The organism is Pseudomonas sp. 67(2021), from assembly GCF_017491835.1.
Classification (GTDB): domain Bacteria; phylum Pseudomonadota; class Gammaproteobacteria; order Pseudomonadales; family Pseudomonadaceae; genus Aquipseudomonas; species Aquipseudomonas atacamensis.
In genome coordinates, this window is the sequence record NZ_JAFGYL010000028.1 from 26,189 (window position 1) to 48,911 (window position 22,723).

Genomic DNA, 22,723 nt, shown 5'->3' on the forward strand with positions numbered 1-22,723 from the left:
TTGAGCCGGCCCGCGATGGCAATCCAGTCGCCAGCGCGGGCCTCGCGTCACCTCAATACTGGGTCAGATCCGCCAACGGATGCCGCCCCTCCCAGACTTTATGAAAGTGCGCCTCGACCACTGCATCCGGCACGTTATTGATATCCGGCCAGTGCCAGTGCGGCTTCTGATCCTTGTCGATCAAACGCGCGCGCACGCCTTCGCTGAATTCCGGATGACGGCAGCAATTGAGGCTCAGGGTGTATTCCATCTGGAATACTTCGGCCAGCGACATGTGCCGCGCGCGGCTGATCTGTTCCCAGACCAGATGCGCGGTCAGCGGCGAGCCCTCGGCCATGGTTTTCGCCGCGCGGGCAATCAACGGATCGCTGCTGTCGCGGTGCAGGCTGATGGCTTTCCACGCACAGGCAACGTCGCTGACATCAAGCAGTTCGTCGATCTGCTGACGACGCGGCAGCCACTGCGCTTCGGGCATTTGTTCGAGTGCTTCCTGCTGCAAAGCCTTGAGCAGGCTGTTGAGCTGCATGGCGGTCTGTTCCTGCCAGTTCAATTGCAGCAAGCCTTCGATCAATTGCGGTTGCTGTTCGTCGAGCAGGAAGCGGTCGGCCAGATCCAGATCCAGCGCATCACGGCCGTTGATGTGCGCGCCGGTCAGACCGAGAAACAAGCCGAGCTTGCCCGGTAACCGCGCAAGAAACCAGCTGGCGCCAACGTCCGGATACAGTCCAATGGTGATTTCCGGCATCGCCAGACGGCTGCTCGGCGTGACGATCCGCGTGCTCGCGCCCTGCAACAGGCCCATGCCGCCACCGAGCACATAACCGTGACCCCAGCAGATCAGCGGCTTCGGATAGGTATGCAGGCTGTAATCAAGGCGATATTCCGCGCTGAAAAATTGCGCGGCCAGCGGCGGCACTTCGCCGGGGTGAGCGCGGCAGGCTTCGACCAGGCTGCGCACTTCGCCACCGGCGCAGAAGGCTTTGCTGCCGTTGCCGCGCAGCAGCACGCAGACGATTTGCGGGTCAGTGGCCCAGGCGTTCAATTTGTCGCTGAGCGCATTGATCATCGGCAGGGACAGTGCGTTCAACGATTTCTCGGCATCCAGGCTGGCGATGCCGATGCGGGCGCCGTCGGTGCCGGTTAGTTCTTCGAAGTGCAGATTCATCGTGACCTCGATCGGGAATTTGAGCGATCAGTATGATCGCTATGGGGGAAAGTGCCGGATCTGCGTCAGATCAATTGACAAGCGTGGTCGGCTTTCCTAGGGTTCGCCCCATTGTTTTTGCCGGAAATGACCATGACTGCTGACGACCGTATCAAACTCGAACCGAGCTGGAAGGAGGCACTGCGTGCTGAGTTCGACCAGCCTTACATGGCAGAGTTGCGCAGCTTTCTGCAGCAGGAGCGGGCATCCGGCAAGGAGATCTATCCGCCGGGACCGATGATTTTCAATGCCCTGAACTCAACGCCCCTGGACAAGGTGAAAGTGGTGATTCTCGGCCAGGACCCTTACCACGGCCCGGGCCAGGCCCACGGTCTGTGCTTCTCGGTGCAACCGGGCGTGCCGGCACCGCCGTCGCTGGTCAACATCTATAAAGAGTTGAAACGCGACCTCAATATCGACATTCCCAACCACGGCTACCTGCAGAGCTGGGCCGAACAGGGCGTGCTGCTGCTCAACACCACCATGACGGTTGAGCGCGCCAACGCCAACGCGCACAAGGACAAGGGCTGGCAACACTTCACCGACCGCATCATTGAGGTGGTCAGCGAGCGGCAGCCGCATCTGGTGTTCATGCTCTGGGGCGCCCATGCGCAGAGCAAGCAGAAGCTGATCGACGCGACCAAACACCTGGTGCTGACCTCGGTGCATCCGTCGCCGTTGTCGGCCTATCGGGGTTTTTTGGGCTGTGGGCATTTCAGCCGGACCAACAAGTTTCTCGAACAGAATGGCGAAACGCCGATCGACTGGCGCTTGCCACCTCTCGCCTGAGATCGTTCCCACGCTCCTCGTGGGAATGCAGCCCGGGACGCTCTGCGTCCCAAAGCGGACGCGGAGCGTCCATTGAGGCATTCCCACGCAGAGCGTGGGAACGATCAGTCAGTCAGGACTCTGGAATACGATTCCAATACCTGAACAACGGCTCCGCCAGAAACAGCACAAACAACAGCCGCATCACCTGCATCGCCGTCACCAGCGGCACCGACAGTTGCAGGGTCTCCGCAGTCAGGCTCATCTCGGCGATCCCCCCAGGCATCATGCCCAGGGTCAGTGAACGCAGATCCAGATGGGTCAACGCACTCAAGCCCAGCGCCGCCAGCGACGCGATCAACATGGTCAGCGCTGTGCCGATCAACGTCCGGCCCATGAACGACGGCGCGCGGCGGAAGAACTGCCGATTGAAGTGACAGCCCAGACCGCTGCCGATCAGCCATTGACCGATCTGACTGCCGCCATTGGGCAAACCGATGTGCAGATCCCACGTAATGCTCACCGCCGCACTGACCAGCAACGGCCCGAACAGCCATGGATTGGGTTGGCGCAGACGCTGCCAGAGCCAGGCGAGCAGGGCGCCCGCCGGAAACAGAATCGCCAGCCAGCGCCAATCGACACTGCCGGCGTGAGAAATCGGCGTGCCGTCACCGAGCAGATACTTGAACGCCGCCGGCACGCACAACACCACCACCAATACCCGCAGACTCTGCCCGGCCGCCACATGGCTGAGCAGAGCACCGTTGCGCGCGCCGAGGTTGACCATCTCCCCGGAACCACCTGGCATGCTTGAGAAAAAAGCCGTGGCGCGGTCCTCGCCGGTGCGGCGCATCAGCCACACGCCGACCACCGCCGAAAGGCTGGTGACCAATGCACCGAAGAAGATCAAACCGAAATGACTGAGCACCTGTTCCATCACCAGCGGGGTGAAGTGCAGGCCGATACCGATGCCGACGATCCACTGGCCGCACTTGCGCCCGCCGGGGATTTCCGCCAGTTGCCACGGCGTCAGGCAGCGCACCAGGATGATCGCCAGCAACGAGCCGACCATCCACGGTAGCGGCCAGCCGATCTGGCTGGCGATGAAACCGCCAAGCAGACCGACCAGCGGGGTGCCCCACCAGGCTTTCAGGGACAAGCGATCAAACATCGGCAATGACGCGCCGTGCCGCCGAACGCTTGCGCCAGATGCGGATCAGCGGCATCAGCAGCATGATCGCGGTGAGGACCCAGCAACCGAAGGTGATCGGACTCGACCAGAGAATCTCCAGCGCGCCATTGGAGATCGACAGGGCGCGACGCAGGTTCTGCTCCATCAGGCCACCGAGGATGAAGCCCAGCAGCAGCGGCGACAGCGGGAAATCCAGCTTGCGCAGGATGTAACCGAAGATGCCGATACCGATCATCAGGAACAGATCGAAGGTGGTCGCGTGCACAGCGTAAACGCCGATCCCGGTGATGATCGCGATGATCGGCACCAGCGCCCAGTTCGGCACGGCGAGGATGCGGGTGAATACGCGGATCATCGGGATGTTGAGGATCACCAGCATCACGTTGGCGATGAACAACGACGCGATCAGGCCCCAGACGATGTCCGGTTGCTGTTGAAACAGCAGTGGACCCGGGGTGATGTTGTACAGCGACAGCGCGCCGATCATCACCGCCGTGGTGCCCGAACCCGGAACGCCGAGGGTCAGCATCGGAACGAGAGCGCCGCACGCCGCGCCGCCGATCGCGGTTTCCGGCGCGGCCAGACCACGGGGATCGCCTTCACCGAATTTGCCGCTAGTGCCGGCGATGCGCTTCTCGGTCATGTAGGCCACGGCACTGGCGAGCGTTGCGCCGGCACCGGGCAGCACGCCCATGATGAAACCGAGCACGCCGCAGCGCACGTTGACGACGAAAACCGACGCCGCTTCCTTGAAGTTGAACATCATCCGGCCGGTGGCTTTCACCGCTTCCTGGCCGTGGTGGGTTTTTTCCAGCAGCAGAAGGATTTCGCTGATCGAGAACAGACCCAGCACCAACACCACGAACTGGATGCCGTCGGTCAGGTGAATGTTGTCGCCGGTGAAACGGTACACACCACTGTTGGCGTCGATGCCGACGGTGGAAAGGAACAGACCGATCAGCGCCGCAATAAATGTCTTCAGCGGTCGATCACCGGCCATGCCGCCGAGACAGACAATCGCGAACACCATCAGCACGAAGTATTCCGCCGGTCCGAAGGCAATCGCCCATTTCGCCAGCAGCGGCGCAAACAGGACCATGCCGCAGGTGGCGATGAACGCGCCGATGAACGAACTCCACGCCGACAGTGACAGCGCGACACCGGCCATACCTTTGCGCGCCATCGGGTAGCCGTCGAGAGTGGTCATGACGGTCGAAGCTTCACCCGGAATGTTCAGCAGGATCGAGCTGATCCGGCCGCCGTATTCGCAGCCCAGATAAACCGCCGCGAGCAGGATCAGCGCCGACTCCGGCGGCAGGCCGAGTGCGAACGCGATCGGGATCAGCAACGCCACGCCGTTGATGGGACCAAGGCCCGGCAGCAGACCGACGACGGTGCCGATCAGGGTGCCGCACAGTGCGGTCACCAGGTTGTACGGGCTCAGCGCGACGCCGAAGCCCTGACCCAAATAGCCAAGGGTATCCATATCAGTTCTCCAGGACGCTGAGCAGGCCGAGTGGCAGCGGAACATCCATCAAGCGATCGAACAGCAGATAGAGACCAACCGCCATCAGGCTGATGATCACCACGCTCGGCAGCCAGCGGCCGCCATAGAGACGAGCCATCGGTACGCCGGTAATGATGCTGGCCACGATGAAGCCAAGGGGTTCGAAGGTGCCGGCGAACACCAGCAACAACACCACGCACAGACCGATCTTGGTCAGGGTTTCGCGATCCAGCGGCGGCTCATCCGGGTTGTGTTTGATCGGCGCCGGGCGAAACACCATGTACAGCAGCGCCAGGCCCATCAGGCCGAGCATCAGCAGCGGAAAGGCGCGCGGGCCGACCGGTTCATAGGAAAAAGCCGCTTGGTACGGCCACGCCATCAGTGCCAGGCCGGCACACACCAGCAGCAACACCGAGGCGAAAATGCGTTGAATAAGCATGGGAGCTCCTGTGCTGCGTCCCCGCGTAGGAGACGCAGCCACTAGACAGAGACGATCACTGGATCAGGCCGAACTCTTTGGCCAGCACTTTGTAGTCGGCGACCTGCTTCTTCACGTAGGTGTCCAGTTCCGGGCCGGTCATGGCGAACGGGAACAGCTCACGCTGATCGCGCAGCTTGGCGAACTCGTCGGAAGCCAGCAGTTTGTCGAACGCGTCTTTCCACCAGGCGTAGTCTTCATCGCTGACTTTTGGCCCGAGGTAGAAGCCACGCACGACCGGCCAGACGATGTCATAGCCTTGCTCGCGAGCGGTCGGGATGTCTTTCATTTCCGGTTCGTCGAGCCGCTTGTCCGAGAACACCGCAAGCAGGCGCATGTCGCCGCTCTGGATGTGCGGCATGGAGTCGGAGATGTCGGTACTGCCGACCTGGATGTGGCCGCCGAGCAGGGCCGTGGCGATCTCACCACCGCCTTCGAGTGCCACGTAACGCAGTTCGCGCGGGTTGATCCCGGCAGCCTTGGCGATCAGTGCGGTCTGCATCCAGTCCTGGCTGCCGACGGTGCCGCCGGAGCCGATAACCACCGAGCCTGGATCTTTCTTCAACGCCTGAACGAGATCGTCGAGGGTCTTGTAGGGCGAATCGCTTTTCACTGCGATGGCGCCGTAGCTGGTGCCGACGGCCGCGAGCCAGCGCACGTTGGTTTCATCGAAGCGGCCGAACTTGCCCTGGGCCAGGTTCAACAGCGAACCGCTCGACCACGCCACCAGCGTGCCGGCATCCGCCGGACGTTGCGCCACTACTGCGTTGTATGCCACCGCGCCGACACCGCCGGGCATGTAGGTCACGCGCATCGGTTTGCTCAACAGCTTCTGGTTGACCAGTGCGCTCTGCACCAGTTTGCAGGTCAGGTCGAAACCACCGCCGGGGGAGGCGGGGGCGATGCATTCCGGACGTTTCGGCTCGGCCATGAGTTGGCCGGCAAACAGCATCGCGCCAGCGGCGAGAGCAACTTTACGCAGTGATACGTTCATTTGAGTCTCCAGAGGAGTTGTTGTTATGGATGGACCGAATGACCAAAGGGCAACGCGAAAACCTAGCGGCAGGCGCAGTTCTCTCGCGGCGCGAGCGCAACGACTGAAACAACGGAGGGGAAACAGGACTGCGGCGAAAAACCGACAGTGCAACGGTGGAATCGAGCAAGGCGAGCAGGCATTACAGCCTTGGTGCGCATGGAGGGCATGCTGGGGTACTCCGTTATTGTTCTTATGAGTCGAAAACGCTTCATGGCGTTTTTCGTTGCGCTGTGTGGCGGCAGCGGCGACAGTCGAAACTGTCCGTGGGCCGACTCTAACCGGCTAACCTTTCAACAACCTTTCAGTTGTCTTTCACGGTTTTCGGGCTTCACAGCGGCGGTTGCGGCTGTAAACTCCGCGGCAAAGCGTGGCGTCGGCCAACCCTGAACGAGGTAAAAATCCATGCGTGTCCTGCTCGTCGAAGACCATCTGCAACTGGCCGAAAGCGTGGCTCAGGCGCTCAAGAGCACCGGTCTGACGGTGGATGTGTTGCACGATGGCGTGGCCGCCGACCTGGCGCTGGGCAGTGAGGAATACGCCGTGGCGATCCTTGATGTCGGCCTGCCGCGCATGGACGGTTTCGAGGTGCTGGCGCGGCTGCGTGCTCGCGGCAAGAACCTGCCGGTGTTAATGCTGACCGCGCGCAGTGACGTCAAGGATCGCGTGCATGGCCTCAATCTCGGTGCTGACGACTACCTGGCCAAGCCGTTCGAACTGACGGAACTGGAAGCGCGGGTCAAAGCCTTGCTGCGCCGCAGTGTGCTGGGCGGCGAGCGTCAGCAGCGCTGTGGCGTGCTGGCTTACGACCTCGATACGCGGCGCTTCACCCTCGGCGACGAACTGCTGACCCTCACCTCCCGCGAGCAGGCCGTCCTGGAAGCGTTGATCGCGCGGCCGGGGCGAGTGATGAGCAAGGAACAACTGGCCGCGCAGGTGTTCGGCCTCGACGAAGAAGCCAGCCCCGACGCCATCGAAATCTACGTGCACCGCTTGCGCAAGAAGCTCGATGGCCAGCCCGTGGCCATTGTCACCTTCCGTGGCCTCGGCTATCTGCTGGAAAGCCGCGATGCATAAGCCCAGCAGCCTGCGCTGGCGGTTGCTGTGGAACCTTGGATGGTTGCTGGTGGTGCTGATGCTCGCCAGTGGTTTGAGCGCTTACTGGAACGGTCGCGAAGCCGCCGACACCGCGTATGACCGCACGCTGCTGGCCTCGGCACGGACCATCGCTGCCGGGTTGTCGCAGCGCGATGGCAGCCTCAGCGCCGACGTGCCTTACGTGGCGCTGGATACCTTCGCCTACGACAGCGCCGGGCGCATTTACTACCAGGTCAACGACATTCACCAGAAGCTGATTTCCGGCTACGAAAATCTTCCCGGGCCACCGCCCGGCACGCCGCGTACCGACAGCTATCCGGCGCTCGCGCGCTTTTACAACGCGAAGTACAACGGCCAGAACGTGCGTGTGGTCAGTCTGCTCAAGGCCGTAAGCGAGCCGAACATGAACGGCATGGCGGAAATCCGCGTGGCTGAAACCGACGAAGCGCGGGTCAGCATGGCGCGCAGTCTGGCGGCTGACACCCTGTTGCGCCTGGGCATGTTGGCCGTGGGTGCATTGCTGCTGGTGTGGTTCGCGGTGAGTGCGGCGTTGCGCCCGCTGGAGCGGTTAAGAACCGCTGTTGAGGAACGCCAGCCCGACGACTTGCGGCCGCTGCCGCTGGTGGAAGTGCAGCATGAATTGGGACCCTTGGTCCGCGCGCTCAATCATTTCACCGAGCGTCTGCGCGGCCAGTTCGAGCGGCAGGCGCAGTTCATCGCCGATGCCGCTCACGAGTTGCGTACGCCGCTGGCCGCACTCAAGGCACGCCTGGAACTGGGCCTGCGCTCGAACGAGCCGGAGACCTGGCGCACCACCCTTGAATCGTCCGCGCAAAGCACCGATCGCTTGACCCATCTGGCCAATCAGCTTCTATCGCTGGCCCGGGTCGAAAACGGCGCGCGGGCGATTGCCGAGGGCGGCGCGCAGTTGCTCGATCTGAGTCAATTGGCCCGAGAGCTGGGCATGGCCATGGCGCCTTTGGCGCACAAGCGCGGCGTGGCGCTGGCGCTTGAAGCGGATGAACCGGTGTGGCTGCGCGGTGAGCCGACGCTGCTCAATGAGCTGCTGAGCAATCTCGTCGACAACGCGCTGGCGCATACGCCATCGGGCGGCAATGTGATTCTGCGGGTCACGGCCCCGGCGGTGCTTGAGGTCGAGGACGACGGGCCGGGCATCCCGCTGCACGAGCGTGATCGGGTGTTCGAACGGTTTTATCGGCGCAATCAGCAGGTTGCCGGTTCAGGTCTGGGCTTGGCGATTGTCGGCGAGATCTGTCGCGCGCATCTGGCGCAGATCACCTTGCATGATGGCGATCAGGCAGGGTTGAAGGTGCGGGTCAGCTTTATTGCCGGGTAGTACTTTTGTGGCGAGGGTTTTTTGTGGCGAGGGGATTTATCCCCGCTCGGCTGCGCAGCAGTCGCAGTTCAGCGATCACAATCTGTCTGGAAAAAACCGGGTTGCAGAGTTCAGGGTCGCTTCGCAACCCAACGGGGATAAATCCCCTCACTACAAGTCAGTAGAACATCGACCGCGATTCTTCCAGATCCGCGCAGAACTGCTTGTTCTCCGGGTCAATCCCCAGCTTCCTGAACGCCGGCACGCTAAACGGGTCAATCCGCGCAAACGGATGATCGGTGTCCTTGCGGCAATACAAATTGGCTACTTGCACGACATCGACGTAATCGATGCGCGCCGAGTCGCGGCTGAAGTCTTGATACAGCAACGGCAAATGCACCAGGCGCTCGGGAAACTCCCAGACCCGCAGCAATTTCTCGCCGAGCAATGGGTGAATCTGCTCGATCACATGGGTCAGGCTGACCGCATCTGAGAGCAGTTCATTGTGGTCTTCGGCGTAAGTCAGGATCGGCAACACACCAATCTGATGCACCAGCCCGCCGAGTGCCGCCTGATCGGGTTTGAGCTGAGTGTGACGACGACACAGCGCATAGCTGACGCCAGCGATTTCCAGACTGCTGCGCCAGACTTCGCGCATTTTCTGTTCGACCACTTCGGAGCGGGCGTTGAAGATCTGCTCCATCACCAGACCGATCGCCAGGTTGCTGCTGTAGTTGATGCCCAAACGGGTGATGGCGGTGTGCAGGTCGGTGACTTCCTGCGCGGCGCGCAGCAGCGGACTGTTGACCACTTTGATCAGGCGCGCCGACAGCGCGGTGTCGCGGCCGATGACTTTGCTCAGGTCGCCGACGCTGATTTCCGGATCCTCGGCGGCCTTGCGAATCTGCAGGGCCACTTCCGGCAACGTTGGCAGAACCAGGTCATCGTTATCGATGGCCGCAACCAAATCCTGTTGGACCTTTTCCGCCAGTTCGCTCATTTGGACTCTCTAGGGTGTTGCAACAATGCTGCGATCAACGCTGGATTTCGCGGTCGCGATCCAGTTCGTAAGGCAGGTCGAGCACGTGCAACGCGGGGCCTTCGAGGGCGCCCAGACGCAAATCACCGGCTTCGGCAGCTTCGGCCTGCAACACGGCCAGGAGTTCAATGTTTCCCTCGGCATTGGCCGCCAGCACCACTTCGCCGATCGAGCTGTTGTGGCTGGGGGCGAACAGTTGAGTGCCGGGCTCCGGCAACTCGGCTGCGTCGAGGCGCAGGCGGTACAGGCGCCGCTTGAGCTTGCCCAGGTACTGCATGCGCGCAACGATTTCCTGGCCGGTGTAGCAACCTTTCTTGAAGCTCACCCCGCCGACCGCCTGCAGATTGAGCATCTGCGGGATGAACAGTTCGCGAGTGGAAGGCATGACCTGGCCGATACCGGCGCGGATCTGGCCCAGCAGCCATTGATTCAGTTCGCCCTCAGCCAGCGTGGCGGACAGTTGGCTTTGAATGTTTGGCGCCTGAGCGGCAGGCACCCAGAGTTCGGCGCGCTCGGGCGAGACGCGAATTGCGATCAGGCCTTCATGGCGCACAACGCTGTCGGTTTCGGCGGGCAGTGCCAGACCGAGGCTGGTCAGGGCTGCATCGCCATGCGCCAGACCGAAGCGCACCCAGGCGGCGCTTTCATCGGTCAGTTTCGATTTGGAGAACACTGCGTACTTTTTCAGGTCGGCCAGTTGCGGCTCGAGCAGCTCGCTGGCCATCGCCATCACCACGCCGTCGCCCTCAAGCAGGATGCGGAAGCTCGACTGCATCCGGCCTTTCTGCGTGCAGCGGGCGCCGAGGCTGGCGCGGGTGTCGCTCAGGTAATTGATATTGCAGGTCAACTGGCCTTGCAGGAATTTTCCGGCGTCCGCACCGCGAACCGCGAGTACGCCTTCATGAGACAGGGTGCAGAAAAAAGCAGAATCGGCCATGGGTCATCGCAGGGTAAATAGACTGGGGCACATCATAAGGGGGCAGGGTTGAAATGGGTAGTTGATAAAGGATCAGGGGTGCCCGACCAAAGCCGACTGTGCGGCCCGCGCCGGGGCTGTATACTGCCCGGCAAATTCGAGGAGGGCTCCATGGTCGAACAAGTTGAACTGAATCGCCTCTTTTGGCACAGCCGTCGCGGCATGCTTGAGCTTGACGTGCTGCTGGTGCCGTTCGTGCAGGAGGTCTATCCGCACCTCAATCAAGTGGATCGCGATCTGTACGTGCGTTTGCTGACCTGTGAGGATCAGGACATGTTCGGCTGGTTCATGGAGCGCAGCGAGTCGGAAGATCCCGAGCTGCAACGCATGGTCCGGATGATTCTGGATCGTGTCCAGCCCAAGTAATACGTTCGAATGCCGCTGGCATGCCTCACGGCAGTTGCTGGCGGCGTATCTGCTGGCCCAGGCGTTCGCCATGGGTTCGCTGTGTCTGCTGTCGATTCCACTCTGGGCCAGCCTGCTCGCCGCTTGCGCCTGTGCGCTGCACGGTTTTCGGGTGCTGCCACGGCAGATTCTGCTGAACCACCCGAAAGCATTCTGCGGCTTGCGCCGCGATGGCGATGGCTGGCAGGTGTGGAATCAGGCTGATGGCTGGCAAGCGGTGCAACTGCGCCCGGACAGTCTGGCGCTGCCATTGATCGTGGTGCTGCGCTTTCGTTTGCGCGGAGAGTGGCGGGTCAGGTCAATCTGCGTGCCACGTGACTCGCAAGCGGCGGATCTGCACCGACGCCTGCGAGTGCGGCTCAAGTTCAGCCGGCGTAGGTGGGCGGCACCAGAATAGTGTCGAGCGCTTCGGGCAGCATATCCGGATAGTCGAGGGTGTAATGCAGCCCGCGACTTTCCTTGCGTTCCATGGCTGAGCTGATCATCAATTCGGCAACCTGTGCCAGGTTGCGCAGCTCGATCAGGTCGCGGCTGACTTTATAGTTGCTGTAAAACTCATCGATCTCATCCAGCAGCAGACGCACCCGGTGCTGCGCCCGTTGCAGGCGTTTGTTGGTGCGCACGATGCCGACGTAGTCCCACATGAATCGGCGCAATTCGTCCCAGTTGTGCGCGATGATCACGTCTTCATCCGAGTCGGTCACCTGACTGGCGTCCCAGACGGGCAGGGCGCTTGGTGCCGCGACGTCATCGAGTTGCGCAAGAATGTCCGCCGCTGCCGAACGGGCATAAACGAAGCATTCCAGAAGTGAGTTGCTGGCCATGCGATTGGCGCCGTGCAGGCCGGTGAAGCTGGTTTCGCCGATGGCGTAGAGGCCGGGCACGTCGGTGCGACCGTGCTGATCGACCATTACTCCGCCACAGGTGTAGTGCGCGGCGGGGACCACCGGGATCGGTTGTTTGGTGATGTCGATGCCGAAGCCCAGGCAGCGTTCATAAACAGTCGGGAAGTGGCTTTTGACGAACGATTCAGGCTTGTGGCTGATGTCGAGATATACGCAGTCGACACCCAGACGCTTCATTTCATGGTCGATGGCCCGCGCGACAATGTCACGAGGCGCCAGCTCGGCGCGTTTATCGAAGCGATACATGAAGCGCTCGCCGTTGGGCAGCTTCAAATGCGCGCCTTCGCCACGCAACGCTTCAGTGATCAGGAAACTCTTGGCTTGCGGGTGATACAGACAGGTCGGATGGAACTGGTTGAATTCCAGGTTCGCCACCCGGCAACCGGAACGCCAGGCCATGGCGATGCCGTCACCGCAGGCGCCGTCGGGGTTGCTGGTATAAAGGTAGACCTTGGCCGCGCCGCCCGAGGCCAGAATCACGAAACGTGCGCCGTAGGTGTCGACTTCGCCGGTGGCGCGGTTCAGTACGTAGGAGCCGAGGCAGCGATCGCCTTCCATGCCCAAGCGGCGCTCGGTGATCAGATCAACGGCCACCCGCTGTTCCAGCAGTTCGATGTTCTCGCGCTCTTTGGCCTGGGCCAGCAAGGTCTTGAAGATCGCAGCGCCGGTGGCGTCGGCAGCATGGATGATCCGTCGATGGCTGTGGCCACCTTCGCGGGTCAGGTGAAATTCGAAACCACCGTCTTCAGTGCCGGACTGTTCGTCGCGGGTGAAGGGCACGCCCTGGTCAATCAGCCATTGGATGGCTTCGCGGCTGTGCTCGACGGTGAAGCGTACGGCGTCTTCATGGCACAAGCCGCCGCCCGCATTGAGGGTGTCGTCGACATGGGATTCGACAGTGTCGGTATCGTCGAGCACGGCGGCAACGCCGCCCTGGGCCCAGAATGTCGAACCGTTGGCGAGATCGCCTTTGCTCAATACGGCAATGCGCAGATGACCGGGCAAGGTCAAAGCGAGAGTCAAACCGGCAGCACCGCTGCCAATCACCAGAACATCGTGTTGGAACTGTTGGCTCATTTCAGGATTCCGCTCAAAGCGACCCGGGTCGGGGTTGGCGCAAGACAGCTGGATCGGCGAGTCAAGACAGCCACACAGCCCACTAGTATATAGAGGGGTTGGGCGGCACAATAGCCGGGCCCAGATGGCATTGTGAGACTACTGCGCAGTAAAAAGCGCTGTGCTTCGTCGGAAGTTTTTTTCATCGGTTTTGAAAAATGACACCTGTATCGGCGCTGAAACAGTCTTTTCCGAGCAGGGTTGCGCAATGTCAGGTGGGTACGGCTATAAATAATTGGAACTTTTGCCAAAGGCCCAAGATCAATAGACGGTGCCAGAAACCAGGGACAGTGTCGGCTTCAGTGCGGAATCTGCGTTTGGATTCCTGCCGGCGAAACCGATAACAAGATTATTCGCGCAGCCGGTTTATCCCGCGCTGCGTTTTTCGTGCGTGCCAAATCAGAGCCCGCAGGAAACTTGCTTGGAGGGGGAGAACTTTTGCGAAAAGCCCGAGTCTATGTTTGCAAGTCTGGTCGTTTAGTAATGCAAGTCTCCTCCGGGCTTATCGAGGAGTGTTCATGCTAACCCAGGAAGAGGATCAGCAGCTGGTCGAACGCGTTCAGCGTGGCGACAAGCGAGCTTTCGATCTGCTGGTGCTGAAATATCAGCACAAAATTCTCGGGTTGATCGTGCGTTTTGTGCACGACACCCATGAAGCCCAGGACGTTGCTCAGGAAGCCTTTATCAAGGCGTATCGGGCACTTGGAAATTTCCGCGGTGACAGTGCGTTTTATACGTGGCTGTACCGTATTGCCATTAACACGGCAAAGAACTACCTGGTTTCCCGCGGCCGTCGGCCGCCGGATAGCGATGTAAGTTCAGAGGATGCAGAGTTCTACGATGGCGATCACGGCCTCAAGGATCTCGAATCACCGGAACGTGCATTGCTGCGGGATGAGATCGAAGGCACTGTCCATCGGACCATCCAGCAACTGCCAGAGGATTTGCGTACGGCTTTAACTTTACGTGAATTCGATGGTCTGAGTTACGAGGACATTGCGAGCGTCATGCAGTGTCCGGTGGGTACCGTGCGCTCCCGGATTTTCCGCGCTCGGGAGGCCATCGACAAAGCCCTGCAACCGTTGTTGCAGGAAAACTGAGACAGCGGCGACAGCCAAGAGAGGAACGCCATGAGTCGTGAAGCCCTGCAGGAATCGCTGTCCGCAGTGATGGATAACGAAGCGGACGAACTGGAATTGCGTCGAGTGCTCAGCGCACTGGATGATGTTGATACCCGTGAGACCTGGGCTCGTTACCAGATCGCTCGGGCAGCCATGCACAAGGATCTGCTGCTTCCGCGTCTGGATATCGCTGCGGCAGTGTCCGCTGCGCTGGAAGACGAAACGGCTCCGGCCAAAGTATCCCGCAGCCCATGGCGTAACCTGGGTCGCCTCGCTGTTGCCGCTTCGGTAACCGTGGCCGTTCTGGCCGGTGTTCGCCTGTACAACCAGGACGAAATCGCCGGTGTTGAACTGGCCCAGCAGTCGAACCAGCCTACTCTGGCCACTCCACAGGTCAAAGGTCCGGCAGTTCTGGCTGGTTACAGCGAAAGCTCGGAAGCGACTGGTCCTATGGCTAACGGCGTTCTGCAAGGTCAGCCAGGCTGGCATGATCAGCGTCTGCCAGGCTACCTGCGTCAGCATGCTCAGCAGGCTGCACTCAAGGGAACTGAAAGCGCGCTGCCATACGCACGTGCCGCAAGCCTGGAAAACCGTTAAGGAGGATCATGCGCGCCATCCCTCTACTTTCGCTTCTGCTCAGTGGCTGGTTCATAGTACCAGCCCACGCTGACGAGGCCCAGGACTGGTTGACCCGTCTGGGCCAGGCCGAGCAGCAGCAGAGCTTCCACGGCACTTTCGTTTACGAGCGCAACGGCAGTTTTTCCACGCACAATATCTGGCATCGCGTCCAGAATGGCCAGGTCCGCGAGAGGTTATTACAGCTCGACGGCTCGGCTCAGGAAGTCGTGCGCATTGATGGACGTACTCAATGCGTCAGCGGCACCCTGATTGCGGGATTGGGTGATTCACCCAATGCTGCCGCCCGTGCGCTGGATCCCAAAAAGCTGAAGAATTGGTATGACCTTGCCGTCATTGGCAAGTCGCGCGTGGCCGGCCGTGATGCAGTGATCGTGTCGCTGACGCCTCGTGATCAGCACCGTTATAGTTTCGAGTTGCATCTGGACAAGAAAACCGGGCTGCCGCTCAAGTCGTTGCTTTTGAACGACAAGGGGCAGTTGCTCGAGCGTTTCCAGTTCACCAGCCTCGACACGGATGAAATCCCGTCGGACAAGGACTTGTTGGCGGAACCGGATTGCAAGCCGATCAACATCGCAAGCGACAAGGCTTCTGCAGCTAAAACCGTGCAAAACTGGCGTTCGGACTGGCTCCCGCCAGGCTTTGAGCTGACCAGCAGCAGTTCGCACAAGGATGCGCAGACCAAGACCCAGGTCAGCAGTCTGATGTATGACGATGGTCTGGCGCGTTTTTCGGTGTTCCTTGAACCGTTGAATGGCGCAACCGTCACTGACACCCGCACTCAGTTGGGCCCGACCGTCGCGGTATCCCGTCGCCTGACCACGCCGCAGGGTGAAATGATGGTCACGGTGGTCGGCGAAATCCCGATTGGCACCGCCGAACGAATCGCTCTATCGATGCGTAACAACGATGGCGCTGCGACCAGCAAGCAGTGAGCTGATTTCAGTCATTTCCACTTCGTCGTCGAGACGTCGAAATGTTTGCTGAGCATTTTCATTTGCAAAACCCCTGAAAATTTTTTATAGGTCAGAGCCTCACGGCTCTGGCCTTGTTTGTTGTTCCCGGAACAAAAATGCCGGTCTGTGGTTTCCGGTGTTCCTTTGCTCCATATCGCTTAACCCTGCTCGTCGTAACGGGAGCTGTATGTCGATACCAAGTTTGAAGTCTTACCTTTCCATCCTCGCCACCGTGCTGTTGCTCGGTCAGGCGGTGCCTGCTGCGCAAGCGGCCGATCTGCCTGATTTCACCCAATTGGTCGAACAAGCGTCGCCAGCGGTGGTGAACATCAGTACCACGCAGAAACTGCCGGACCGTCGGGTCAACCAGCAGATGCCGGATCTGGAAGGCCTGCCACCGATGCTGCGCGAATTCTTCGAGCGCGGCATGCCGCCTCAGCAGCGCTCGCCACGTGGCGATGGCCGCCAGCGTGAAGCGCAATCGCTGGGTTCGGGTTTCATCATTTCGCCGGATGGCTACATCCTCACCAACAACCACGTGATCGCCGATGCTGACGAAATCCTCGTCCGTCTGGCTGACCGCAGTGAGATGAAAGCCAAGCTGGTCGGCACCGATCCACGCTCTGACGTGGCGTTGCTGAAAATCGAAGGCAAGGATCTGCCGGTGCTCAAGCTCGGCAAATCCCAGGACCTGAAGGCCGGCCAGTGGGTCGTCGCGATCGGTTCGCCATTTGGCTTTGACCACACCGTGACCCAAGGCATCGTCAGCGCCGTCGGTCGTAGCCTGCCAAACGAAAACTATGTGCCGTTCATTCAGACCGACGTGCCGATCAACCCGGGCAACTCCGGTGGCCCGCTGTTCAACCTGAACGGTGAAGTGGTCGGCATCAACTCGCAGATCTACACCCGCTCCGGTGGCTTCATGGGCGTGTCTTTCGCCATTCCGATCGACGTGGCGATGGATGTTTCCAATCAGCTCAAAAGCGGTGGCAAAGTCAGCCGCGGCTGGCTGGGCGTGGTCATTCAGGAAGTGAACAAGGATCTGGCCGAGTCGTTCGGTCTGGACAAGCCAGCTGGCGCGCTGGTAGCGCAGATCCAGGATGACGGCCCTGCGGCCAAGGGCGGCCTGCAGGTTGGCGACGTGATCCTGAGCATGAACGGTCAGCCGATCGTCATGTCCGCCGATCTGCCGCATCTGGTCGGCGCGCTGAAGGCTGGCGCCAAAGCCAATCTGGAAGTGATTCGTGAAGGCAAGCGCAAGAACGTCGAGCTGACCGTCGGCGCAATCCCGGACGAGGACAAAGAGCTGGCAGGTCTGCCGAAATCCGGCGCTGAAAGCAGCAGCAACCGCCTCGGTGTTGCGGTCGGTGAATTGACCGCCGAGCAGAAGAAAACCTACGACCTCAAAGGTGGTGTGGTGATCAAGGAAGTGCAGGACGGTCCTGCGGCCCTGATCGGTCTGCAACCGGGTGACGTGATCACCCACCTGAACAATCAAGCCATCGGCTCGGCCAAGGAGTTCACCGACATCGCCAAGGCGTTGCCGAAGAACCGTTCGGTGTCGATGCGCGTGCTGCGTCAGGGCCGTGCCAGCTTCATCACCTTCAAACTGGCTGAATAAGCCAGCAGGCAGGTAAAAAGAAACCGCCTCGAAAGAGGCGGTTTTTTTGTGTCAGCAGCTTTTGTCTTTGTCGGGAAAGACTCAGCCCATCATGTCCTTGACCATGCGCTCCTGCTCCATCAGCTCGCGCTGGCGGGCATCGATGCGCGAGGACAGCGGGAAGTTGTTGCCGGCCTTGCGCTTGGCGAAGTCCAGCTGCTGAATGGCCTGGCGGTAATCGCCGACCAGTGCAAAATACTCGGCGCGCGCCTGATGCAGGCCGATGATGTTGCCCGACAAGCCGCGGGTTTCAGCAACCTGATACCAAACGTCCGGATCATCCGGGCGTGACTTGAGCAGGCTGTCGAGTGCCTTCTCGGCATCGGCAGCGCGATTCTGTTTCAACAGCAGATCGACGCGCACCTGATTCAGCGGGTAGTTGCCCGGGAACTGCGTAAGCATGCGGTCGACCCGTGACTGCGCATCGGGCAGGCGATTGTTGGTGATGTCCAGATCGACCTGCGCGAGGTTGTAGATGATCTCGTTCGGCGACTTGGCCAACAATTGCTTGAGATTTTCGCGGGCTTCGTTCAACTGGCCACCCTTGATTTGCGCGATGGCGAGGCCGTATCGCGCGACATCATTTTTCGGGTTTTCATCGAGCAGGGCGTGGAAACGCTTGGCGCCCAGCCCCGGGGTTTCTTCGTAGATCAACTGCACCCGCGCGCGAATCAACTGGTAGCGCATGCTGTCTTCGATGCCGCCCGGTTTCGCCTGCTCGGCGCGGTTGCGGGTGTCGGCGATACGCGATTCGGTGACCGGGTGAGTCAGGAGGAATTCCGGCGGCTTGGCGTCGAAGCGGTACTGGCGCATCAGGCGCTCGAACATGGTCGGCATCGAGCGCGGATCGTAACCGGCCTTTTCCAGGTTGAGGATGCCGATGCGGTCCGCTTCCTGTTCATTCTGCCGCGAGAAGCGCCGTTGTTCCTGCAACGCCGCAGCCTGGGTGCCAGCGATGGTGGCGATGCCAGCATCACCGCCGCCTGCCGCCGCGATGACGATACCCGCCAGCAACGCGGCCATCATCGGCACCTGCATTCTTTGTGAGGCTTCGACGCCTCGAGCGAAGTGACGTTGCGACAAGTGCGCCAGTTCGTGAGCGAGCACCGAGGCGTATTCACCTTCGGTCTGGGCGTTGAGGAACAGGCCGCCGTTGACCCCGACCACGCCGCCCGGCGCTGCGAAGGCGTTGAGTTGTGGGCTGTTGATCAGGATGAATTCCAGGCGCCTGTCGGAGACCTGGCTGGTCTCGACCAGCTTGTACACGCTGGATTCGACGTAATCCTTGAGCTGCGGATCGTTGAGCTGGGAAACCTGACTGCGCAGCATGGCCAGCCAGGCGCGGCCGAGCTGGTATTCCTGTTGCGGCGAGACAATGGCAGAGCTGGCGTCGCCGAGTGACGGCAGATCGTCGGCAAAGCCTGGTGAGGCGAGCAGGCAAGCGAGCGTCAGCAGGGTAGGGCGCAGAAAAGTCATGCACAAAGCCTTGGAGGACAAAGACCTTACTGTAGCCGGACACCGAAGCCGCGACCAGATATTCTAGGCAGCTCGACAACCCGAACCGGAGTGACGCAATGACTGACGCTGTAGCCCATGACGTGGAACTGGACGCCAGTGGCCTGAACTGTCCGTTGCCGTTGCTCAAGGCAAAAATGGAACTCAACAAACTGCAAAGTGGCGCTGTGCTCAAGGTGATCGCTACCGATGCCGGCTCGCAACGCGACTTCCGTACCTTTGCCAAACTCGCCGGTCATGCGCTGTTGCGCGAAGAAGACGAGGCTGGCGTCTACCGTTACTGGTTGAAAAAAGCCTGAAGCGCCGCGCCTAAAATCGAAGGGATTATTGATGTTCAAAGTGTTACGCGACTGGATTCAGCGCTACTTCTCCGATGAGGAAGCGGTGGTGCTGGCAGTGCTGCTGTTTCTCGCCTTCACCGCCGTGCTCACCCTCGGCGGCATGCTTGCGCCGGTTTTGGCCGGGATGGTGCTGGCGTATCTGATGCAGGGCCTGGTGGTGACGCTCGAGCGGCTGCGTGTGCCCGGCGGGGTGGCCGTGGGGCTGGTGTTTGCGCTGTTCATGGGCGCGCTGATGCTGTTTATCGTCGTGGTGCTGCCATTGCTGTGGCATCAGTTGATCACCCTGTTCAACGAGTTGCCGGGCATGCTCGCCAAGTGGCAATCGCTGCTGCTTCTATTGCCCGAGCGCTATCCGCATCTGGTGTCTGACGAGCAAGTCCTGCAGGCGATCGAAGCGGCGCGGGGCGAGATTGGCAAGTTCGGTCAGTGGGCACTGACTTTCTCGTTGTCGAGTTTGCCGCTGCTGGTGAACATCATGATCTACCTGGTTCTGGTGCCGATTCTGGTGTTCTTCTTCCTCAAGGATCGGGCGATGATCGGCGAGTGGGTGCGTGGCTATCTGCCTCGCGAACGCGCGCTGATCACCCGCGTCGCCCAGGAAATGAACCGGCAGATCGCCAATTACATACGTGGCAAAGGCATCGAGATCGTGATTTGCGGCGGCGTGACCTACATCGCCTTCATCGCGCTGGGCCTGAATTACGCGGCGCTGCTGGCGTTGCTGGTCGGTTTGTCGGTGGTGGTGCCGTATGTCGGTGCGGTGGTGGTGACCGTACCGGTGCTGCTGATTGCGCTATTCCAGTGGGGCTGGAGCGACCAGTTCATCTACCTGATGGCGGTCTACGGGATCATTCAGACGCTGGACGGCAACGTGCTGGTGCCGTTGCTGTTTTCGGAAGCAGTGAATCTGCATCCGGTGGCAATCATCTGCGCGGTGCTGTTGTTTGGCGGGTTGTGGGGATTCTGGGGGGTGTTCTTTGCGATCCCGCTGGCGACGCTGTTCAAGGCTGTGCTCGATGCGTGGCCGCGCAAGGAGCCGGTGGTGGCGCCGTTGCTTTAGCGGTTGATCCGGATTTACAGAGAGGCTATTCGCGAGCAGGCTCGCTCCCACGGTGATTAGATTTCAATTGTGGGAGCGAGCCTGCTCGCGAAGGCGTCTTTACAGGCGCAGCAAAAACATCAGGCTTTATTCAGAGCCTCAGCCGCCGCCAGCACGGCATCAACATGCCCCGGCACTTTCACGCCACGCCATTCCTGACGCAGCACACCGTCCTTATCAATCAGGAAAGTGCTGCGATCAACGCCCAGGTATTCCTTGCCATACAGCTTTTTCAGCTTGATCACGTCGAACAACTGGCAAACCGCCTCGTCCTTGTCACTGATCAGTTCGAAGGGGAATTCCTGTTTGCCTTTGAAGTTTTCGTGCGACTTCAAACTGTCGCGGGAAATGCCGAAGACTTCGGTGTTGGCAGCCTTGAACGCCGCATATTGATCGCGAAAGCCTTGGCCCTGAGTGGTGCAGCCCGGGGTGCTGTCCTTCGGGTAGAAGTAGATCACCACTTGCTTGCCCTTGAGTTCGGACAGGCTGACGGTCTGCCCGCTGGTCGCAGGTGCGGTGAAATCCGCAACCGGTTGGTCGATGACTACGGCCATGAAAGCTTCCTTACATTGGGTTTTGTGGGCGCCAAGGCTCGATCAGGGCATCCAGGTTCATCGCGTCGGCGAAATCGAGGAACTGATCGCGCAGCCAGCTGATCTGGGTGTTGGCCGGCAGGGTCACGGTGAACGTAGCGTTGAGCATGGTGCCGCCGGTCTGGGGAGCCTGGTAAGTGTCGCAGGTGAGGTTTTCCAGTTCGACGTTGTGGTCCATGAAGAACTGGCACAGCTCATTGATGATGTCCGGGCGATACGCCGAGCTGACGTAAGCCACGTAAGGCAGCGCCTGCGGGCGATTTTCCAGAGCGGCGCTGCGCACCACGTTGACGGTGAAAGCGTGACGCTTGGCCAGCACTGGCAGGCTGCCTTCGAGGCGCGCGAGGGCGTCCCAGCTGCCGGAAATTTCCAGCACCAGGGCGCTGCACTCGCCGTGGCGGGTCAGGCGAGAGGTGACGACGGCGCAGCGGTTTTCATGGCTGGCGCGGCACAGGACGTTGGTCAGCTCCATGGGGTTGGCGCCGAGGGCACTGATGACAAGGAATTGTTCGCGAACTGTGGGGGTGGACATGCAGCATTCCTAAAGCGATGAGCGGTCGGTAGGTTGACGGGCGTTGGCGGCCGGGAGTGCCTGTTCTGGCGGTCCGTATAAAGAGCCCCGGCCAGCGTTCGCGGCTCGCTCCACTGTGCGGGAGCGCGTCGATGCGACGCAGGAACGGGGCCTGGGAGGCCGAAAGGGGAGGCTGAAACCCGGCGTACAAGCTGATCTGTACCGATCAAAGTCTGAAGGGTAGCGAAAAGCGGCGCCAAGGGGAATGGCGGCGGCGCAGTACTTCGCTTGTGCAAGCATCTTGGCGCCAGTACCATTACCGCTCTCTTTTTCCGGCAGGAGCGGTTTCATGATTGCGGGCAGTATGGTGGCACTGGTCACTCCCATGGATGCACAAGGGCGTCTTGACTGGGACAGCCTCAGCAAACTCGTGGACTTCCACCTCAAGAACGGCACCCATGCCATCGTCGCCGTCGGTACTACCGGCGAGTCGGCCACCCTTGATGTAGAAGAGCACATCGCCGTCATCAAAGCCGTGGTCAAACAGGTTGCCGGGCGCATTCCGGTCATCGCCGGCACCGGCGCCAACTCGACCCGCGAAGCCGTCGAGCTGACCCGCAACGCCAAGGCCGCCGGCGCCGATGCCTGCCTGCTGGTGGTTCCTTATTACAACAAGCCGACCCAGGAAGGCCTGTACCAGCACTTCAAGCACATCGCTGAGGCGGTGGACATTCCGCAGATTCTCTACAACGTTCCCGGCCGCACCTCCTGCGACATGCAGGCCGAGACGGTGATTCGCCTGTCCACCGTGCCGAACATCATCGGCATCAAGGAAGCCACCGGCGACCTCAAGCGCGCCAAAGCGATCATCGATGGCGTGAGCAAGGATTTCATCGTGCTGTCCGGCGATGATCCGACCGCTGTCGAGCTGATCCTGCTGGGCGGCAAAGGCAACATCTCGGTCACCGCCAACGTCGCCCCGCGCGAAATGGCTGACCTGTGCGAGGCCGCGCTCAAGGGCGACGCCGATACCGCACGCGCAATCAACGAAAAACTGATGCCGCTGCACAAGGACCTGTTCATCGAAGCCAACCCGATTCCGGTGAAGTGGGCTTTGGTCGAAATGGGCCTGATGCACGAAGGCATCCGCCTGCCACTGACCTGGCTGAGCACCCCTTGTCATGAAACGCTGCGCTCGGCCCTGCGCCAGTGCAACGTCCTGGTTTAATTGAGG

The 22,723-nt window shown here is 60.7% G+C and carries 23 protein-coding genes; 12 read left to right on the plus strand and 11 right to left on the minus strand.

Features of this window, described 5'->3' with window-relative positions:
• Positions 1–52 precede the first annotated feature (52 nt).
• Positions 53–1,165, minus strand: a complete 1,113-nt coding sequence (locus J5M66_RS24350; protein WP_206420905.1) for an enoyl-CoA hydratase/isomerase family protein — start codon at positions 1,163–1,165, stop codon at positions 53–55.
• Positions 1,166–1,297: 132 nt separating this feature from the next.
• On the opposite strand from J5M66_RS24350, the gene ung reads away from it, so the two are divergent.
• A complete protein-coding gene (gene ung / locus J5M66_RS24355; protein ID WP_016771280.1) occupies positions 1,298–1,993 on the plus strand; it encodes a uracil-DNA glycosylase in 696 nt (231 codons plus the stop codon).
• Between the two features lie 112 nt (positions 1,994–2,105).
• Here ung and J5M66_RS24360 read toward each other — a convergent pair whose 3' ends face one another.
• Genes J5M66_RS24360 through J5M66_RS24375 form a run of 4 tightly spaced genes read right to left on the minus strand, consistent with a single transcriptional unit; the run spans position 2,106 to position 6,143 of the window.
• The gene (locus tag J5M66_RS24360) at positions 2,106–3,143 is read right to left on the minus strand and encodes an AbrB family transcriptional regulator (RefSeq protein WP_123442926.1); all 1,038 of its coding nucleotides are present in this window, start codon (positions 3,141–3,143) and stop codon (positions 2,106–2,108) included.
• Complete coding sequence (locus J5M66_RS24365; RefSeq protein WP_123442925.1) at positions 3,136–4,650, minus strand: tripartite tricarboxylate transporter permease; 1,515 nt, start codon at positions 4,648–4,650, stop codon at positions 3,136–3,138. The genes J5M66_RS24360 and J5M66_RS24365 overlap by 8 nt, the downstream gene beginning before the upstream one ends.
• Position 4,651: 1 nt before the next feature.
• Positions 4,652–5,110 (minus strand): tripartite tricarboxylate transporter TctB family protein, encoded by a 459-nt coding sequence (locus J5M66_RS24370; protein ID WP_016771276.1) that lies wholly within the window; start codon positions 5,108–5,110, stop codon positions 4,652–4,654.
• 55 nt (positions 5,111–5,165) lie between these two features.
• Complete coding sequence (locus J5M66_RS24375; protein WP_016771275.1) at positions 5,166–6,143, minus strand: tripartite tricarboxylate transporter substrate binding protein; 978 nt, start codon at positions 6,141–6,143, stop codon at positions 5,166–5,168.
• A gap of 444 nt (positions 6,144–6,587) precedes the next feature.
• On the opposite strand from J5M66_RS24375, the gene J5M66_RS24380 reads away from it, so the two are divergent.
• Both J5M66_RS24380 and J5M66_RS24385 read left to right on the plus strand, forming a co-directional pair.
• Positions 6,588–7,259 carry a response regulator gene (locus J5M66_RS24380; RefSeq protein ID WP_024011992.1) on the plus strand — a complete coding sequence of 224 codons (672 nt, stop codon included), beginning with the start codon at positions 6,588–6,590 and terminating at the stop codon, positions 7,257–7,259.
• Positions 7,252–8,637, plus strand: a complete 1,386-nt coding sequence (locus J5M66_RS24385; RefSeq protein WP_207808302.1) for a sensor histidine kinase — start codon at positions 7,252–7,254, stop codon at positions 8,635–8,637. Before J5M66_RS24380 ends, J5M66_RS24385 begins: the two co-directional genes overlap by 8 nt.
• 157 nt (positions 8,638–8,794) lie before the next feature.
• Here the strand turns inward: J5M66_RS24385 and J5M66_RS24390 are convergent, their stop codons facing one another.
• On the minus strand, positions 8,795–9,616 hold the full coding sequence (locus tag J5M66_RS24390) for an HDOD domain-containing protein (protein ID WP_207808303.1): 822 nt from the start codon (positions 9,614–9,616) through the stop codon (positions 8,795–8,797).
• A 34-nt stretch (positions 9,617–9,650) separates the two neighbouring features.
• A complete protein-coding gene (locus tag J5M66_RS24395) occupies positions 9,651–10,592 on the minus strand; it encodes a folate-binding protein YgfZ (protein WP_122505807.1) in 942 nt (313 codons plus the stop codon).
• Between the two features lie 150 nt (positions 10,593–10,742).
• On the opposite strand from J5M66_RS24395, the gene J5M66_RS24400 reads away from it, so the two are divergent.
• Together J5M66_RS24400 and J5M66_RS24405 are read left to right on the plus strand one after the other, a co-directional pair.
• The gene (locus J5M66_RS24400; RefSeq protein WP_007963266.1) at positions 10,743–10,997 is read left to right on the plus strand and encodes a succinate dehydrogenase assembly factor 2; all 255 of its coding nucleotides are present in this window, start codon (positions 10,743–10,745) and stop codon (positions 10,995–10,997) included.
• The gene (locus J5M66_RS24405) at positions 10,981–11,433 is read left to right on the plus strand and encodes a protein YgfX (protein ID WP_038860547.1); all 453 of its coding nucleotides are present in this window, start codon (positions 10,981–10,983) and stop codon (positions 11,431–11,433) included. Before J5M66_RS24400 ends, J5M66_RS24405 begins: the two co-directional genes overlap by 17 nt.
• Here the strand turns inward: J5M66_RS24405 and nadB are convergent.
• Positions 11,402–13,018, minus strand: a complete 1,617-nt coding sequence (gene nadB / locus J5M66_RS24410) for an L-aspartate oxidase (RefSeq protein WP_207808304.1) — start codon at positions 13,016–13,018, stop codon at positions 11,402–11,404. The two genes, J5M66_RS24405 and nadB, sit on opposite strands and share 32 nt — an antisense overlap.
• A 557-nt stretch (positions 13,019–13,575) precedes the next feature.
• On the opposite strand from nadB, the gene rpoE reads away from it, so the two are divergent.
• From rpoE to J5M66_RS24430, 4 genes are all read left to right on the plus strand, one after another.
• Positions 13,576–14,157: an RNA polymerase sigma factor RpoE gene (gene rpoE / locus J5M66_RS24415; RefSeq protein ID WP_003172477.1), complete on the plus strand. Its 582-nt coding sequence runs from the start codon at positions 13,576–13,578 to the stop codon at positions 14,155–14,157.
• A 30-nt stretch (positions 14,158–14,187) separates the two neighbouring features.
• Positions 14,188–14,775: an RseA family anti-sigma factor gene (locus J5M66_RS24420; RefSeq protein ID WP_008077804.1), complete on the plus strand. Its 588-nt coding sequence runs from the start codon at positions 14,188–14,190 to the stop codon at positions 14,773–14,775.
• An 8-nt stretch (positions 14,776–14,783) separates the two neighbouring features.
• On the plus strand, positions 14,784–15,749 hold the full coding sequence (locus J5M66_RS24425; protein WP_207808305.1) for a MucB/RseB C-terminal domain-containing protein: 966 nt from the start codon (positions 14,784–14,786) through the stop codon (positions 15,747–15,749).
• A 214-nt stretch (positions 15,750–15,963) separates the two neighbouring features.
• Positions 15,964–17,391 (plus strand): DegQ family serine endoprotease, encoded by a 1,428-nt coding sequence (locus J5M66_RS24430; RefSeq protein ID WP_205900657.1) that lies wholly within the window; start codon positions 15,964–15,966, stop codon positions 17,389–17,391.
• Positions 17,392–17,472: 81 nt separating this feature from the next.
• On the opposite strand, the gene J5M66_RS24435 is transcribed toward J5M66_RS24430, so the two are convergent.
• Entirely contained in the window at positions 17,473–18,906 is a 1,434-nt protein-coding gene (locus J5M66_RS24435; protein ID WP_016771270.1) for a M48 family metalloprotease, read from the minus strand.
• A gap of 98 nt (positions 18,907–19,004) precedes the next feature.
• Between J5M66_RS24435 and J5M66_RS24440 the strand changes: the two genes are divergently transcribed.
• Both J5M66_RS24440 and J5M66_RS24445 read left to right on the plus strand, forming a co-directional pair.
• The gene (locus J5M66_RS24440; RefSeq protein WP_016771269.1) at positions 19,005–19,244 is read left to right on the plus strand and encodes a sulfurtransferase TusA family protein; all 240 of its coding nucleotides are present in this window, start codon (positions 19,005–19,007) and stop codon (positions 19,242–19,244) included.
• A 31-nt stretch (positions 19,245–19,275) separates the two neighbouring features.
• Complete coding sequence (locus J5M66_RS24445; RefSeq protein ID WP_016771268.1) at positions 19,276–20,346, plus strand: AI-2E family transporter; 1,071 nt, start codon at positions 19,276–19,278, stop codon at positions 20,344–20,346.
• A gap of 119 nt (positions 20,347–20,465) precedes the next feature.
• Here the strand turns inward: J5M66_RS24445 and J5M66_RS24450 are convergent, their stop codons facing one another.
• Both J5M66_RS24450 and J5M66_RS24455 read right to left on the minus strand, forming a co-directional pair.
• Positions 20,466–20,939 carry a peroxiredoxin gene (locus tag J5M66_RS24450; RefSeq protein WP_041478861.1) on the minus strand — a complete coding sequence of 158 codons (474 nt, stop codon included), beginning with the start codon at positions 20,937–20,939 and terminating at the stop codon, positions 20,466–20,468.
• 10 nt (positions 20,940–20,949) lie between these two features.
• On the minus strand, positions 20,950–21,510 hold the full coding sequence (locus tag J5M66_RS24455) for a glycine cleavage system protein R (protein WP_016771266.1): 561 nt from the start codon (positions 21,508–21,510) through the stop codon (positions 20,950–20,952).
• A 328-nt stretch (positions 21,511–21,838) separates the two neighbouring features.
• On the opposite strand from J5M66_RS24455, the gene dapA reads away from it, so the two are divergent.
• Positions 21,839–22,717 carry a 4-hydroxy-tetrahydrodipicolinate synthase gene (gene dapA, locus J5M66_RS24460; RefSeq protein WP_016771265.1) on the plus strand — a complete coding sequence of 293 codons (879 nt, stop codon included), beginning with the start codon at positions 21,839–21,841 and terminating at the stop codon, positions 22,715–22,717.
• Positions 22,718–22,723 lie beyond the last annotated feature (6 nt).

Coding starts and splice junctions, on each gene's coding strand:
- J5M66_RS24350 (WP_206420905.1), bottom strand. CDS start 1,165: ATGAATCTGCACTTCGAAGAACTAACCGGCACCGACGGCGCCCGCATC.
- ung (WP_016771280.1), top strand. CDS start 1,298: ATGACTGCTGACGACCGTATCAAACTCGAACCGAGCTGGAAGGAGGCA.
- J5M66_RS24360 (WP_123442926.1), bottom strand. CDS start 3,143: ATGTTTGATCGCTTGTCCCTGAAAGCCTGGTGGGGCACCCCGCTGGTC.
- J5M66_RS24365 (WP_123442925.1), bottom strand. CDS start 4,650: ATGGATACCCTTGGCTATTTGGGTCAGGGCTTCGGCGTCGCGCTGAGC.
- J5M66_RS24370 (WP_016771276.1), bottom strand. CDS start 5,110: ATGCTTATTCAACGCATTTTCGCCTCGGTGTTGCTGCTGGTGTGTGCC.
- J5M66_RS24375 (WP_016771275.1), bottom strand. CDS start 6,143: ATGAACGTATCACTGCGTAAAGTTGCTCTCGCCGCTGGCGCGATGCTG.
- J5M66_RS24380 (WP_024011992.1), top strand. CDS start 6,588: ATGCGTGTCCTGCTCGTCGAAGACCATCTGCAACTGGCCGAAAGCGTG.
- J5M66_RS24385 (WP_207808302.1), top strand. CDS start 7,252: ATGCATAAGCCCAGCAGCCTGCGCTGGCGGTTGCTGTGGAACCTTGGA.
- J5M66_RS24390 (WP_207808303.1), bottom strand. CDS start 9,616: ATGAGCGAACTGGCGGAAAAGGTCCAACAGGATTTGGTTGCGGCCATC.
- J5M66_RS24395 (WP_122505807.1), bottom strand. CDS start 10,592: ATGGCCGATTCTGCTTTTTTCTGCACCCTGTCTCATGAAGGCGTACTC.
- J5M66_RS24400 (WP_007963266.1), top strand. CDS start 10,743: ATGGTCGAACAAGTTGAACTGAATCGCCTCTTTTGGCACAGCCGTCGC.
- nadB (WP_207808304.1), bottom strand. CDS start 13,018: ATGAGCCAACAGTTCCAACACGATGTTCTGGTGATTGGCAGCGGTGCT.
- rpoE (WP_003172477.1), top strand. CDS start 13,576: ATGCTAACCCAGGAAGAGGATCAGCAGCTGGTCGAACGCGTTCAGCGT.
- J5M66_RS24420 (WP_008077804.1), top strand. CDS start 14,188: ATGAGTCGTGAAGCCCTGCAGGAATCGCTGTCCGCAGTGATGGATAAC.
- J5M66_RS24425 (WP_207808305.1), top strand. CDS start 14,784: ATGCGCGCCATCCCTCTACTTTCGCTTCTGCTCAGTGGCTGGTTCATA.
- J5M66_RS24435 (WP_016771270.1), bottom strand. CDS start 18,906: ATGACTTTTCTGCGCCCTACCCTGCTGACGCTCGCTTGCCTGCTCGCC.
- J5M66_RS24440 (WP_016771269.1), top strand. CDS start 19,005: ATGACTGACGCTGTAGCCCATGACGTGGAACTGGACGCCAGTGGCCTG.
- J5M66_RS24445 (WP_016771268.1), top strand. CDS start 19,276: ATGTTCAAAGTGTTACGCGACTGGATTCAGCGCTACTTCTCCGATGAG.
- J5M66_RS24450 (WP_041478861.1), bottom strand. CDS start 20,939: ATGGCCGTAGTCATCGACCAACCGGTTGCGGATTTCACCGCACCTGCG.
- J5M66_RS24455 (WP_016771266.1), bottom strand. CDS start 21,510: ATGTCCACCCCCACAGTTCGCGAACAATTCCTTGTCATCAGTGCCCTC.
- dapA (WP_016771265.1), top strand. CDS start 21,839: ATGATTGCGGGCAGTATGGTGGCACTGGTCACTCCCATGGATGCACAA.